A 14260-nucleotide genomic window follows, 5' to 3' on the forward strand; every position below is an offset into this window, starting at 1 on the left:
TTTCATGCACCCTTGCTCGTCTCCGGCCGCAGTCGGCGGCGCGGCCTAAGTCCCACCGCGCGCAAGGCAGTCATCGGCGTTACTAACCCCCTAGCTGTTGCAGCTTGCGACAGGCACGCCTTGCGCCTTCACGGCATCTCTGGCGACACCTCTCCTTGTTGCCATCCCTGCATCGCCCCACGGATTCCGGTTTAGCTGGTGCGCTCGTTTTTGCCGAACGATTGGAACGTTCATCGACAGGCAACGACACTTGCGGCTTGCGACTGACTTTCTTTGGCAGGATCTTTTTGCGTGGCGGCGTAGGTGCTTGGAACTTGGCAATTCGGCTCTTTGCAATTTCGACGAATGCACCATTCGGAAATGCCGCTAGATAAGCACGATACATCGAGACATCGGATGTATCCTTGATTGATTTCCAGAATTCGAGCTCTGCCGCCGCGTTGATGTCTGGCTGATAGGCATCTGCCGAAGACGGACTAGACGCGGCATCCGGGTTGAATGAGAATCCCGGCTCCACCAGGGACGAGTTGCTCCAGGGAACCTGCTTCCCAGAAGTCGCGTTCATGACGTCCAACCGGACGCGACGCATGAGAATTTCAATGTCGATCGAAGGAGTCTTTATCCGCTTCACAAGAGAGTCTGCAAACGGACTATGATTGACGGCTCCATCGAGAGCCACGTTGCCGGGTTGTGTTGCAAAGCCGATAAAGACTCCCCTGCCAGCATCTAAGGCTCCCAGCCCCTTTCCTATGGCAAGGCCGCGACTTTGACCCGGTCCACTCAATTGCTTAACGAAAGGATTGTCCCGACAGGCATCGAGAAGGACGATTGCGATATTTTCCTCGGCCGTCATGGCGGCGATGATGTCTTGCAGGCGCTCAGCCTCCAGAGCCAAGTCGGCCGGACGTTGAAGGGCGGCGTCAACCGGCAATAGGTAGTTCTCCCCGTTCGCTTGGAGCCCGTGTCCGGCGAAGTAAAAAAGCGAGACGTCACCCGGCCGCAAGTTTCGCCTGAATTTTCCGATGAGTTCCCTGAACGTTGATGCGTCGGTATCCAATCCAAGGGTGACGTCGAAGCCCGTCTCTTGCAAAACTCGGGAGATGGCATTCGCATCATTTACCCCGTTGGGAAGCGATGACGCAAAACGGTAGGCCGAGTTACCGATTACGAGCGCATATCTATGGCTGCGTTGACCGATCTGGGTCTCAGAGGAGGCCGGTGTCGACAAGCCGGCCAGCAAAAGAAGGCACGCGCACAACAAACAAACCTTGGACATTGCGACCTTCCCGAGTAACGGAGAATATTAGCATCCGTTAAAGCGCGTGGGTACCCGTTGTAAGGGCCATCTTGCTTGGGGAAGAGGCCAAACTTGCCGGAGGCCGCTTGGTATGAGGTCTCCGTGCATCGTCAACGCCCTTTCCGGCATCGACTTCAAGCAACATCAAACCCCCGAATGAGGCCGCAGCATACAAGGTGGGCCGAGCTCACGAGCTTTTGGCAACACCGTTCGATCGCTCAGCCGGCCGCCTTCGTCGCCGCCCTTCCGGCGCTGCGTCCGGAAAAGATGCAGCCGCCGAGGAAGGTGCCTTCGAGCGCCGCATAGCCGTGCACGCCGCCGCCGCCGAAGCCGGCGACCTCGCCCACCGCGTAGAGACCAGGGACCGGCTCGCCCGCCGCGTCGAGCACGCGGCTGTCGAGATCGGTCTGCAAGCCGCCCAGCGTTTTGCGGGTGAGGATGTTGAGGCGGACCGCAATCAACGGGCCGTTCGCCGGATCGAGCATCTTGTGCGGCTTTGCGGTGCGGATCAGCCTGTCGCCGAGATAAGCGCGCGCGCCGCGCAGCGCGGTGACCTGCGCATCCTTGGAGAACGGGTTGTCGAGCTGCATGTCGCGGGCGCGGATCTCGCGTTCGACCTGCGCCACATCGAGCAGCGGTTCGCCGGCCAGCCCGTTCATCCGCGCCACCAGCTTCGAAAGGTTCGCCTCGACGATGAAATCCTCGCCCTTTTCCATGAAGGCTTTCACCGGCCCGGGAATGCCCGACGTGGCGCGGCCGAGCACCTGCCGCCAGCTCTTGCCGGTGAGGTCCGGATTCTGCTCCGAGCCCGACAGCGCGAACTCCTTCTGGATGATCTTCTTCGTCAGGATGAACCACGAATAATCGAAGCCGGTGCTCATGATATGGCTGAGCGTGGCTAAAGTGTCGAAGCCTGGGAAAAGCGGCACCGGCAGCCGTCTGCCGCGCGCGTCGAGCCATAGCGAAGAGGGACCCGGCAGGATACGTATGGCGTGATCGGTCCAGACCGGCGCCCAATTCTTGATGCCCTCGACATAGTGCCACATGCGGTCGCGGTTGATGACCCTCCCGCCCGCTGCTTCGGCAATTGCCAGCATGCGGCCGTCGACATGGTCCGGCACGCCGGTGATCATGCGCTTCGGCGGCGCGCCGAGACGCTGCGGCCAGTTCCTGCGCACCAGCTCGTGGTTGCCGCCGATGCCGCCGGAGGCGACGATCACGACCTGGGCGTGGAGCTCGAAATCCCCGGCCACGTTGCGCGAGCTCTTGCGTCCACGCTCGACCGTGCTTGGCTCCAGCACGTCGCCGCGGACCCCGGTCACCGTCTTCCCGGTCCGCGTGATTCCGTTGACCCGGTAGCGGAACTTGAACTCGACGAGCCCACGCTTCTGCGCCTCGCGCACGCGCAGCACGAAGGGCTCCAGCACGCCGGGCCCGGTGCCCCAGGTGATGTGGAAGCGCGGCACCGAATTGCCGTGGCCGCTGGCATTGCCGCCGCCGCGCTCGGCCCAGCCGACGACGGGGAAGAATTTCAACCCGCGCTCGATCAGCCAGGAGCGCTTCTCGCCGGCGGCGAAGCCGAGATAGGCTTCAGCCCATTTGCGCGGCCAAAAATCCTCAGGGCGGTCGAAGTCGGCGGTGCCCATCCAGTCTGCGAGCGCGAGGTCGTGGGAATCGCGGATGCGCATGCGCCGCTGCTCTGGCGAGTCGACCAGGAAAAGCCCGCCGAACGACCAGAAGGCCTGGCCGCCCAGCGATTGCTCGGGCTCCTGGTCGACGATGATGATTTTCTTGCCGGCCTCGGCAAGTTCTGCCGCGGCGACGAGGCCTGCCAGCCCCGCGCCGACTATGATGACATCCGCGTCGTCAGCCATCTTTCCTCCCCTCAAAACGGCCGGCAGAGCAATTCCAGGAAAAGTGCGAAGCGGTTTGGGCTCGGCGACTTCGCCGTAGCCTTCCGTCCGGAATTGCGTCGAGACAAAGAGTCAGACGGGCTCCCAGCCGTCCTTGTCGCCGGCGCGGAAGATGGCGTCGATGACCTTCTGGTTGAGGACCGATTCCTCCAGCGTGAAGACACGGTCCTTGCCGCCCTGGGCCGCGCGTACGAAGGCCTCGCATTCCAGCCGGTACTGCTGGGTGCCTGGGAAGCGGAACACCTGCGCTTCGGTGTGGTTCTGATTGTGCAATTCGATGCGGTGGTGGTCGTAGAGCCCGGCATTGAACGGGCCAAAGACCTCGATGAAACCCTTCTCGCCGTGGAACACCATCACCTGCCGCGCCGCCATCTGCGTCGACAGGTAGAAGGACAGTTCAAAGTCGCCGAAATCGGCGCGGATCGAGGAATAGATGTCGGTGCCGAAGGTCTTGTCGCGCTCGATGGTGGCTTGCACGCGGACCGGTTCCTTGCCGGTCGAGAAGCGCGTCGACACGGTCGGATAGACGCCGATGTCGGGCAGCGCGCCGCCGCCAAGATCCAGCTGGTTGCGCATGTTGGTGGGATCGACATTGTAATAGGAAAACGCGCCCTGCACGTGGCGCAGCCGGCCGATCGCGCCGCTGGCGATCAGGTCGCGCACCTTGATCCACTGCGGGTGGTAGACGACCATGAAGGCCTCGCAGACCAGCACCTTCTTCTCGTCGCGCAGCTTGATCAGCTGCGGGATGTCCTTGGCGTCGAGCGCAAGAGGCTTCTCGACCAGCACATGTTTTCCCGCCTCGATTGCCTTTGCCGTCCATTCGACATGCTGCGAGGTCGGCAGCGGGATATAGACGCCATCGACCTCCTTGGAAGCGAGCAGTTCCTCATAGGAGCCGAAGGCATGCGGCGCGCCGAAACGCTCGCCCAGTGCCTTGGCCTTCGACAGGTCGCGGCTGGCGATCGCCGACAGCACGCCATTCTCCGAATCCACGATCGCCGGCAAAAGCTGCTCGCGGCCGATCTTGGCCGTCGACAGAACACCCCATCGGAACATCATGCTTCTCCATGTCGGTTATGTCGATGGAGGTGTGCCCCAATTCCGGAGAAAAGCCAATCGCAGACGCGGGCCACAAAGCGCCTTCGTCATTCTCGGGCTTGACCCGAGGATCCATTCCGTGACCTATGACGTAAAGTGCAGGGATGCAGAGATCTGTAACCGTTGCAACGCCTTAGCGTCACGCCATGGATCCTAGGGTCTGCGCGCGTCGCTTCGCTCCTTGCTCCGCCCTAGGATGACGAACCCGAGGATGCGCGACCAGAGCTAACCCCTTCTCCCCGTCAGGATCATGTCGAAGTCGACGACGTTGGAATAGATCGGCGTGCCGACATCCATGCCGTAGCGCGATCTGAGCACCTTGCCGGTGACATGGAACTTGATGGTTCCTGACTTCAGCCCATCGAGCTCGGCCGTGAACTTTTCCGAAAACGTCTTGCCGCGCGCCGTCAGCCGGCCGGTGACCACGGCGGTGGTCTCGCCGGTGCGGGTCACGTTTGTCGAGCGGAATTGGATCTCCGGATTGTTGGCGCTGTCGAAGACGGCGTCGGAACGCAGGAAAGCATCGATGCGGCCCTGGCCGGTGCCGACGCTTTCCGGAAAGATGGTGAGGTTGACCTTCGAGCGCCCGACATCGGCATTGTCGATGCGGATCGTGCCCTTGAAGCGGCCGAAGGCGCCGCCGAAGCCGCCACCGCCGGCCTTGCCGATGGTGAAGCGGATCGAGGAGCCCGCCGGGCTGATCGTGTAGCTGCCGGCGGCGTCACTGAGCGCCACCGCGGCGCAAACCGGCGCGGCAAGGCAAGCGGCAAAGGCCGCCAATCCGAGGATGCGCGCATGCATCGACATCTTCCTATCCTGAACCAGCGCATTGCTGTCTTCCCGCCACCAACGAACGGGCGGCCCGCTCTATTCCCGGGCAGACGAAGGCGTGATTATGCGCGTGAGCACGCTGTCGCGCAGCAGGAAATGGTGGCGCATCGCAGCAAGGATATGCAACGCGACCAGCGCGATGCCGGCATAGGCAAGATACCAATGCGCGGCCGACCAGAAGCTTTCCGCGGCGTCGGATTCGGCGAGCGGCAGGTCGGGCATGACGAACTGGTTGAAGGGCATAGTCGGGATTTCCAGCGTCGAGACCGAGACCAGCGCCCAGCCGGAGAGCGGCAGGGCAACCTGGAAGGCGTAAAGCGCCAAATGCGCCAGCGGCGCTGCCTTGCGCTCCAATGTTCCGACCGAAGGCGGGAGTGCTGGCGCCGCATTGCCGACACGCCAGGCGATGCGCAGGATGACCAGCCCAAGCAGCAGGAAGCCGACGGACTTATGCAGCTGGATCAGCTCGAAGGACGTCCGCTGGCTGTCGATGCGCATCATCACGAAGCCGAGCACGAACTGGCCGATGAAGATGATGCCGATCAGCCAGTGAAGGATGATCATCGCCCAGCCATAGCGGGTGGCGGTGTTGGTGATGGACGATTGCATGGTCGAAAAACGTCGCTGAAATCACCTTTCTTCCAGCCCTCCCCACAAGCGGAACGGAGGAGCCCTACCCGCTCACCTTGAAGAAATCGACGAAGGCCCGCAACGCCGGCCGCATCTGGCGGCGGCTTGGGTAGTAGACGAAGAAGCCGTCGAAGGCGGGGCACCAGTCCTCCAGCACGCGGATCAGCCGGCCATCGGCGAGCGGCGCCTTCACATAGTCCTCGAAGACGAAGGCGAGCCCGGCGCCGTCGATCGCGGCCTGGGCGATCAGATGGTCCTCGTCGAGGATCAGCGGCCCTGGCGCGGCGATCTCGATTTCCTCGCCGTCCTTCTCTAACTCCCAGCGGTAGAGGATGCCGCTGGAGAAGCGGAAGCGGATGCAGCGGTGATCGGCGAGATCGCGCGGATGACGCGGTTTGGGCATGGTCGCGAAGTAGGAGGGCGCGCCGACCAACGCGCCGCGGATGTTCGGCCCGATGCGCGCCGCGATCATGTCGCGCTGCAGGCTTTCGCCCAGCCTGACGCCGGCGTCGAACCCACCCTCCACCACATCCGTGAAGCGGTCCTCGATCACGATCTCCAGCATGATCTCGGGATAGGCGGCCGTGAAGGCAGCGAGCCGCGGCGTCAGCACCAGATGCGCGGCGGTGCGCGGCACGCTAAGCCTGAGATTGCCAGCCGGCCGGTCGCGCGTCTCGACCGCCGTTTCCAGCGCCAGGTCGATCTCGGACAGTGCCGGCCGCAGGCGCTCCAACAGCCGCGCGCCTTCCTCGGTCGGGGCGACACTGCGCGTGCTGCGCGCCAGAAGCCGCACGCCGAGCCGCGCCTCCAGCCTCGCCACCGCATGGCTGACCGCCGACGGCGCGATGCCGAGCTCGCGGGCCGCGCCGCGGAAGCTGGCGCATTGCGCGACCGCGGCGAGAACGGCCAGCTGGGAAAGGTTCGTCCGGTTCATTGATCTATCTTATAGAGCGAGCTGTGCGAAAGAGACATGATTATCGAACGGATGCCTAGGCGCTATTTCATCTCCATCGCAACAAGGAGATGCGCCATGCAAACCCGCAAATTAGGAACTGAACTCGAAGTCTTCCCCGTCGGCCTCGGCTGCATGGGCATGAGCTTTGTCTATGGCGGACAGCCGGAGGCGGAAGCCATCGCTACGCTGCGCCGCGCCATCGAGATCGGTGTCACCTTCTTCGATACCGCCGAAGTCTATGGCCCTTACGAGAACGAGATCCTGCTCGGCAAGGCGCTGAAGCCGGTACGCGAGAAGGTCACCATCGCCACCAAATTCGGCTTCAAGATATCCGAGCACGGTTCGGGCATCGACCGCATGATCGGCGTCGACAGCCGCCCTGAGCACGTCAAGGCGGTGGCGGAGGCCTCGCTGAAGCGGCTCGATACCGACGTCATCGACCTCTACTACCAGCATCGCGTTGACCCGAACGTGCCGATCGAGGACACGGTCGGCGCCATGGCCGAACTGGTGCGCGAGGGCAAGGTGCGGGCGCTCGGCCTGTCGGAAGTGAGCGGCGCCACGCTGCGCCGGGCGCATGCCGTGCACCCGATCGCCGCCGTGCAGAGCGAGTATTCGCTGTGGAGCCGCGATCCCGAGGACGAGGTCTTTGCCGTTTGCCGCGAGCTCGGCATCGGCTTTGTCCCCTACAGTCCGCTCGGCCGCGGCCTGCTCACCGGCACCATCGCCAAGCGCGATACGCTCGGCGCCGGCGACTGGCGCCTCGGCCTGCCGCGCTTCCAGGCCGAAGCCATGGAAGCCAACAATGCCGTCATTGCCGTGCTGGAAAAGTTGGCGATGGAAAAGGGCGTGACAGCGGCACAACTGGCGCTCGCTTGGGTGCTGCACCAGGGCGATTTCATCGTGCCGATCCCCGGCGCGCGCAAGATCCGCCATTTGGAGCAGAACACGGCAGCGGCCGGGATCAAGCTGAGCGCCGCCGAGGTCGCGGCCATCGGCGACGCGCTGTCGCCCGACAAGGTCGTCGGCAAGCGCTATACCGAAGAGCTGCTGGCGCTGGTGAATGGTTAGACATTTCAGCTTGCTTTGAGACGCTGGCGGGCGCCTCGCGCTGACCTACCAAGGCACCACGCTGATCTCCGGCCAGTTCTCTCGCGCCCTCTTCCCCTTCGCCTCATGCGTCCGCTGGTTGTCCAGCACCCGGTTCGGCGTGATGCGGAACGAAAAAATGTCGTCGAGCCCGAACGGCGCCACCAGCTCCAACGCCTCGTCTGCGTCGTACCGCACCCCAACCGCATGCGTCTTCGACGCGAAATAGCCGACCGATTCACTCGCGCTCGTGTAGCGCGGGCATGCCTGCCCGAACTTGGCCGGATACCACAGGTGCACGCGTGCCTGATTTCGCACCTCCACCGGCAGCGTCAGTCCTTCGAAATGCTGCGCCGCCCGGCGGATCACCGCGTCCTCGGCCTCGTAGGAGAGATCGGTGCCGTCGAAATAGAACAGATCGACATCCTTGATGCCGTAGCCTGAGGGCCTGCCGGTGAGATGGTTCCAGATGCTGTTGTAGAGCGCGCCGGAAACCACCAGCCAGTCCGGCAGCTCCAGTTCACGCACTCGCGCCAGCGTTTTGGCCAGCAGCGGGTCCGCCGCCACGATTTCGAGGAACGCCGCGCGTTGCTCCTCGAAAGGCAGGCCGGAATAGCGGAGATGGTGCATCGCCCTTTGGAGGGCGATTCGCCATCGCTCCGCAATGCCTCATGTTCTGAGCACGCCGCCCGTCTGCTTGTTGACGTTCTCGACGATGCGCTTGGCCAGCGCCTCGAAATCCTCGTCGGTCAGCGTCTTTTCGACCGGCTGGATCGAGACTTCGATGGCGATCGACTTCTTGGCGGCGCCGAGCGCAGCGCCCTCGAAGACGTCGAACACCGAAACGCCGGTGACGAGCTTCTTGTCGGCGGCCAAAGCTGCCCGCACCAGCGTGCCGGCCTCAACCGTCCGGTCGACGACGAAAGCAAAATCGCGCTTCACCGCCTGGAAGGGTGAAAGCTCCAGCTTCGGCTTGGTGCGCGTCGGCTTGGCCTTCGGCTCCGGCACGGCATCGACAAAGACCTCGAAGCCGCAGAGCGGCCCGGAGGCGTCGAGCACTTCGAGCGTCTTTGGATGGAACTCGCCGAAAGTGCCGAGCACGGTCTTCGGCCCGAGCTTGATCGTGCCTGAGCGTCCGGGATGGTACCAGGCCGGGCCGCCGGGCTCGATCTGCAGCCTGTCGACCGGCGCGCCGCAGGCTTCGAGCGCCGCGATCGCATCGGCCTTGGCGTCGAACACCCCGACCGGCCCGGCATTGCCGGCCCAGCTGCGGCCCGAGCCGTCGAGCTTGGCGGTGCCCCGCCGCACGCCGGCGGCGACGCGCCGCTGCTGATCGGCCAAGTCGCCTTCATAGGTGCCGGAGACCTCGAACAGCGCCACGTCGCTGATGCCCCGATCGGCATTGCGCTGGGCGGCGCTGATCAGCCCGGGCAGCAGCGACGGCCGCATGTCGGACATGTCGGCGGCGATCGGGTTGGCGAGCTTCAGCCGGTTCTGGCCGCCGCCGAACAGCTCGGCGTGTTTCGCCGGAATGAACGACCAGGTGACCGCCTCCATCATGCCGCGCACGGCGAGCGCGCGCTTGGCGGCCCGGGTGCGCACCTGCAGCATGGTCAGGATCCTGCCGTTGACCGCGTCATGCGAGGTGAGCGGCTGCGGCGCTATGTTGTCGACGCCGTGGATGCGCATCACTTCCTCGACGAGATCGGCCTTGCCGTCGACATCCGGACGCCAGGAGGGGACCTTCACCTCGACGGCGTCACCTGAGCTGCGCGGCTCGAAGCCGAGACGGGTCAGTATAGTGAGCGCTTCTTCTCTCGGCACCTCGATGCCGGTCAGCCGCTTCACTTCCGACAGCGGGAAGGAAATGATCTTCGGCTTGTGGCCGGCATAGCCCGCCACCTCGATTTCCGTCGGCGTGCCGCCGCACAATTCCAGCACCAGCTTGGTCGCGAGCTCGACGCCGGGCACCATGAACTCAGGGTCGACGCCGCGCTCGAAGCGGTAGCGCGCATCGCTGATGATGCCGAGCGTGCGACCGGTGCGGGCCGTCGTGATCGGGTCCCAGAGCGCCGATTCGATCAGCACGTCGGTGGTGTTCTCGTCGCAGCCCGAATGCTCGCCGCCCATGATGCCGGCAATCGATTCGATGCCGTTGTCGTCGGCGATCACGCACATCTCGGGCGTCAGCGAGTATTCGCGTCCGTCGAGCGCCAGCACGTTTTCACCGTCCCTGGCGCGGCGCACCACAAGGTTGCCGGTGACCTTCTTCGCGTCGAACACATGCAGCGGCCGGCCGCGGTCGAAGGTGACGTAGTTGGTGATGTCGACCAGCGCGCTGATCGGCCGAAGCCCGATGGCGATCAGCCGCTGCTGCAGCCATTTCGGCGACGGGCCGTTCTTCACGCCCTTCACCAGAGTCAGCGCGAAGCCGGGGCAGAGTTCCGGTGCCTCGATCTTGACCTTGACCGGGCACATGCCGTCGCCGGCATGCGGCATGATCGCGCCGCCGGTCAGCCGGCCGAGGCCGCTCGCCGCGAGATCGCGGGCGATGCCGTAGACGCTGGTGGCATCGGGGCGGTTCGGCGTCAGGTTGATCTCGATCACCGGATCGTCGAGATGGGCGTAGGCGGCGAAGCTGGTGCCGACCGGTGCGTCTTCGGGCAGGTCGATGATGCCGGTATGCTCGTCCGAAAGCTGCAGCTCGCGTTCGGAGCACATCATGCCATGGCTCTCGACGCCGCGGATCTTGCCGACCGAAAGCGTGACGTCGATGCCGGGAATATAGGTGCCGGGCGCAGCAAAAGCGCCGACCAGGCCGGCGCGGGCGTTGGGCGCCCCGCACACCACCTGCACCGGCGGCTTGCCGTCGCCGGTATCGACCGTAAGCACCCGCAGCCGGTCGGCGTCGGGATGCTGCACGGCAGTCAGCACCTTGGCTATGACAAAGGGTTTTAGGCCCGCCTTGTCGTCGACATGTTCGACTTCGAGGCCGATCGCCGTCAGCCGCTCGACGATTTCGGCAAGCGAAGCGTCGGTCTCGAGATGGTCCTTGAGCCAGGAGAGGGTGAATTTCATGACTGTGTTCCGTAGGAAGGGCTTTGCGCGTCAGGTCTAGCCACGCTCGTCTTGAGGTGCCGCGGCAGTGAATCGGGCATATGCAGGAAGGGCAGCTGCTCGCGCACATGCGCATGCAGCGTCGGCCTGAAATAGGCAGGCATGTCCATGGCGCCGAGCGTGAAGTAAATATGGCCGGCGAGCCGCTCGTCGCTATAGGCGATCGGCGAGCCGCAAATGCCGCAGAACGAGCGCGCCACCGGGCCGTTCCGGTAGCTCTTCAGCGACTTGCCTTCGAGCGCGATCTGGTCGGCCGCGAAGCCGATAAAGGCCGACACCGGCGCGCCGCTGGCGCGCCGGCAATCGCCGCAATGGCAATAGCTGATGTGGTGCGGCTCGGCCGAGGCCTCGAACCGCACGGCACCGCAGCGGCAGCCCCCGGTGTGGGGAGCAGTCATGTGGAAAGGCCCCCGAACAGCGTCGGCATGTCGAGCGGCCGGAAGCCGTAATGCGTGAGCCAGCGCACGTCGGCGTCGAAGAAGGCGCGCAGGTCCGGCATGCCGTATTTCAGCATGGCGATGCGGTCGATGCCCATGCCCCAGGCAAAGCCCTGGTATTCGTCGGGATCGAGCCCGCCGTAACGCAATACGTTGGGATGCACCATGCCGCAGCCCAGGATCTCCATCCAGTCGGAGCCCTCGCCGAAGCGTACTTCGCCCGGCCGCGAGCGGTCGCACTGGATGTCGACCTCGAGGCTGGGCTCGGTGAACGGAAAGAAGGACGGCCGGAAGCGCATTTTTACGCTCGGCACTTCGAAGAAGGCCTTGCAGAATTCCTCCAGCACCCACTTCATGTTGGCGATGTTGGCGGTCTTGTCGATCACCAGCCCCTCGACCTGATGGAACATCGGCGAGTGCGTGGCGTCCGAATCCTGCCGGTAGGTCTTGCCGGGGATGACGATGCGGATCGGCGGATTCTGCTGCTCCATTGTGCGGATCTGCACGGGCGAGGTGTGCGTGCGCAAAAGCTTGCGCTCGCCCTTCTCGTCCGGCTGGAAGAAGAAGGTGTCGTGCATCTCGCGCGCCGGATGTCCCTCGGGGAAGTTGAGCGCGGTGAAATTGTAATAGTCGGTTTCGATGTCCGGGCCTTCGGCGATCGAGAAGCCGAGATCGCCGAAGATCGCCGCGATCTCGTCGATCACCTGGCTGATCGGATGGATACGGCCGCGCTCGGCCGGCGACTGGCGCACCGGCAGCGTGACGTCGACCGTTTCGGCGGCGAGCCGCGCCGCGATCGCCACGTCCTTCAGCTCCGACTTGCGCGCCGTCAGCGCCTCGGTGACGCGGTTCTTCAGCCCATTGATCGCCGGGCCCTTGACCTGCCGCTCCTCGGCGCTCATCGCGCCGAGCGTTTTCAGCATCTCGGAGACCGAGCCCTTCTTGCCCAGCGCCGAGACGCGCACAGCCTCGATCGCCTGCTCGTCGGCCGCGGCCGCGATGTCGGCCATCAAAGAAGCTTCAAGGGTTTCAAGATTTCCAGCGGTGGCGTTCACGGCGAAACTCTCTCGATCGGGCAACCACCGGGGTTCGGCGCGTCACCAATTTGGTTGCATCAGGCATAAGAAAAACCCGCGCCAGCCGTGCCAGCGCGGGTTCCCCAAATCAGAATAGCGAATGCTTGGGAAGCGCTGGCTTAGGCGACAGCGCTCTCAAAAGCATTCGGCGTGGTGTTCTTCAGATATTCGAGCGCCACCTTGGCCTTGGCCACAAGGGCTGCGAAAGCCTGCGGCTCGTGGATGGCCATGTCCGAAAGAACCTTGCGGTCGATCTCGATGCCGGCCTTGTTGAGGCCGTCGATGAAGCGGCCATAGGTCAGGCCGTGCTCGTGCACCGCTGCATTGATGCGCTGGATCCACAGCGCGCGGAACGAGCGCTTGCGGTTCTTGCGGTCGCGATAGGCGTACTGCAGCGACTTTTCCACCGCCTGCTTGGCGATGCGGATGGTGTTCTTGCGACGGCCGTAGAAGCCCTTGGCGGCTTTCAGGACCTTCTTGTGCTTGGCGTGGGCGGTGACGCCTCTCTTTACGCGTGCCATGTCATGATCTCCTTAAACGCTGTTCCGGACCGAATGCCTAAAGGCCGTTCGGCAGAAAATTCTTGATGACCTTCTTGCCGTCCGGTTCAGCCAGAACCATCGTGCCGCGGGCATCGCGAATGAACTTGTTGGAACGCTTGATCATGCCGTGGCGCTTGCCGGCGGCAGCCGACAGCACCTTGCCGGTGGCGGTAATCTTGAACCGCTTCTTGGCGGCCGATTTGGTCTTCATCTTGGGCATTTTGCTACTCCGTATTGGTAGCGCACCATCGCGCTTCTTTTCTCGCTTCGGGCCGACCAAAGCCCGAAAAGCAAATTAAACCGCCACGGCATGCCCTGCCGGGCGGTTTTTGTTTTTTGCTCTGCGTATCTTGCTTTCCGTAAATCAGAGATGATTTCTGGGCCGATACGCGGAACGGCGGTCCTATAGATCAAACAGGGCTCGTGCGCAACACCTCACGCCATGCGGCGCGCTGTCCCGTTCAGGGCAGCGTGAACCACACCGGCAGCACGCCCGACTGCTGCGCGCCGTCGATCAGTTCGAAGGCCGGCAGCGCCACCAGGAACACCAGCCCGTCGAGCAGCGTGTTGAGCAGCAGGCGCGGCTTGAAGCTGCCGGTGTCGCCTTCCTGGTAGAGCGAAAGGTTGGGAAAGAAGCGCGGCACCTTCGCCAGATAGGCTTTGTAGGGAGCGCCGAGCACTTCCTTGAGATAGCGCTCCTCGCGCAGGATGACGATGTGGAAGGCACCCGCGCACAGGAGCGCGAAGAGAATGATGCCCGAGAACGAGCCGATCTGCGCGCCAACGCCGGCTGCCGCCACGGTCGAGAACAGGTAAAGTGGGTTGCGGGTGATCGAATACGGACCGCCGGTGACCACTTCGGAGGATTTGCGGCCGCCGATATAGAGCGTCGACCACAGGCGCCCGACGATGCCGAGGAAGATCAGGAGCACGCCGAACATCTCGATCGACTCGTGCATCGGCGTGTCGGGAGGGAACGTCGACTGGCCGAACAAGAGCGCCGCAAACAGCACCGCGATGAGCACCGCCAGCACGATGCGGCGCATGTACTGGTAGCCGCCCAACCCTTCTATCTGGTTGTCGGTCGGGAGCTTTGTTTCATCGACCATGGCCAATCCGATCGTGTTTTGCTCGCGATCGGATAGAAAACAGGCGCCCCGCCGATCGTCGCGACGCCGTGCTCCGCAATTCAGGCAGATTTTAGAGCACGATGCCGCTCAATTCTGCTTCTCGAAACCGTGATCGGCGCGACCGCCTTCGGGAGTCGCGTCG

14 protein-coding genes are annotated in these 14260 nt (G+C 63.8%); 1 reads left to right on the forward strand and 13 read right to left on the reverse strand.

What is annotated here, in order from left to right:
* Positions 1-82: 82 nt before the first annotated feature.
* From CK222_RS00400 to CK222_RS00425, 6 genes are all read right to left on the reverse strand, one after another.
* On the reverse strand, positions 83-1276 hold the full coding sequence (locus CK222_RS00400) for a caspase domain-containing protein (protein WP_095799033.1): 1194 nt from the start codon (positions 1274-1276) through the stop codon (positions 83-85).
* Between the two features lie 239 nt (positions 1277-1515).
* The gene (locus CK222_RS00405) at positions 1516-3171 is read right to left on the reverse strand and encodes an FAD-binding dehydrogenase (protein ID WP_095799034.1); all 1656 of its coding nucleotides are present in this window, start codon (positions 3169-3171) and stop codon (positions 1516-1518) included.
* A 111-nt stretch (positions 3172-3282) separates the two neighbouring features.
* A complete protein-coding gene (locus CK222_RS00410; RefSeq protein ID WP_067324656.1) occupies positions 3283-4269 on the reverse strand; it encodes a Gfo/Idh/MocA family oxidoreductase in 987 nt (328 codons plus the stop codon).
* A gap of 267 nt (positions 4270-4536) precedes the next feature.
* On the reverse strand, positions 4537-5112 hold the full coding sequence (locus CK222_RS00415) for a YceI family protein (RefSeq protein ID WP_095799439.1): 576 nt from the start codon (positions 5110-5112) through the stop codon (positions 4537-4539).
* Positions 5113-5178: 66 nt separating this feature from the next.
* Positions 5179-5751, reverse strand: coding sequence for a cytochrome b (locus CK222_RS00420; protein ID WP_095799035.1), 573 nt, complete (start codon positions 5749-5751; stop codon positions 5179-5181).
* 64 nt (positions 5752-5815) lie between these two features.
* Positions 5816-6706: a LysR family transcriptional regulator gene (locus tag CK222_RS00425; RefSeq protein WP_095799036.1), complete on the reverse strand. Its 891-nt coding sequence runs from the start codon at positions 6704-6706 to the stop codon at positions 5816-5818.
* A 96-nt stretch (positions 6707-6802) separates the two neighbouring features.
* Between CK222_RS00425 and CK222_RS00430 the strand changes: the two genes are divergently transcribed.
* Positions 6803-7798: an aldo/keto reductase gene (locus CK222_RS00430; protein WP_095799037.1), complete on the forward strand. Its 996-nt coding sequence runs from the start codon at positions 6803-6805 to the stop codon at positions 7796-7798.
* A gap of 45 nt (positions 7799-7843) precedes the next feature.
* Here CK222_RS00430 and CK222_RS00435 read toward each other — a convergent pair whose 3' ends face one another.
* From CK222_RS00435 to CK222_RS00465, 7 genes are all read right to left on the reverse strand, one after another.
* Positions 7844-8446 (reverse strand): nucleotidyltransferase family protein, encoded by a 603-nt coding sequence (locus CK222_RS00435; protein ID WP_095799038.1) that lies wholly within the window; start codon positions 8444-8446, stop codon positions 7844-7846.
* Positions 8447-8485: 39 nt separating this feature from the next.
* Entirely contained in the window at positions 8486-10894 is a 2409-nt protein-coding gene (gene pheT / locus CK222_RS00440) for a phenylalanine--tRNA ligase subunit beta (protein WP_095799039.1), read from the reverse strand.
* Complete coding sequence (locus tag CK222_RS00445) at positions 10891-11331, reverse strand: GFA family protein (protein WP_067002960.1); 441 nt, start codon at positions 11329-11331, stop codon at positions 10891-10893. Before CK222_RS00445 ends, pheT begins: the two co-directional genes overlap by 4 nt.
* Positions 11328-12380, reverse strand: coding sequence for a phenylalanine--tRNA ligase subunit alpha (gene pheS, locus CK222_RS00450; RefSeq protein WP_245432937.1), 1053 nt, complete (start codon positions 12378-12380; stop codon positions 11328-11330). The genes CK222_RS00445 and pheS overlap by 4 nt, the downstream gene beginning before the upstream one ends.
* A gap of 185 nt (positions 12381-12565) precedes the next feature.
* Positions 12566-12967 carry a 50S ribosomal protein L20 gene (gene rplT / locus CK222_RS00455; protein ID WP_040968947.1) on the reverse strand — a complete coding sequence of 134 codons (402 nt, stop codon included), beginning with the start codon at positions 12965-12967 and terminating at the stop codon, positions 12566-12568.
* 37 nt (positions 12968-13004) lie between these two features.
* Complete coding sequence (gene rpmI / locus CK222_RS00460) at positions 13005-13208, reverse strand: 50S ribosomal protein L35 (protein ID WP_027166935.1); 204 nt, start codon at positions 13206-13208, stop codon at positions 13005-13007.
* Positions 13209-13449: 241 nt separating this feature from the next.
* Positions 13450-14097: an isoprenylcysteine carboxylmethyltransferase family protein gene (locus CK222_RS00465; RefSeq protein WP_095799041.1), complete on the reverse strand. Its 648-nt coding sequence runs from the start codon at positions 14095-14097 to the stop codon at positions 13450-13452.
* Positions 14098-14260 lie beyond the last annotated feature (163 nt).

The sequence above is a fragment of the Mesorhizobium sp. WSM3866 genome (assembly GCF_002294795.1).
GTDB lineage: Bacteria > Pseudomonadota > Alphaproteobacteria > Rhizobiales > Rhizobiaceae > Mesorhizobium.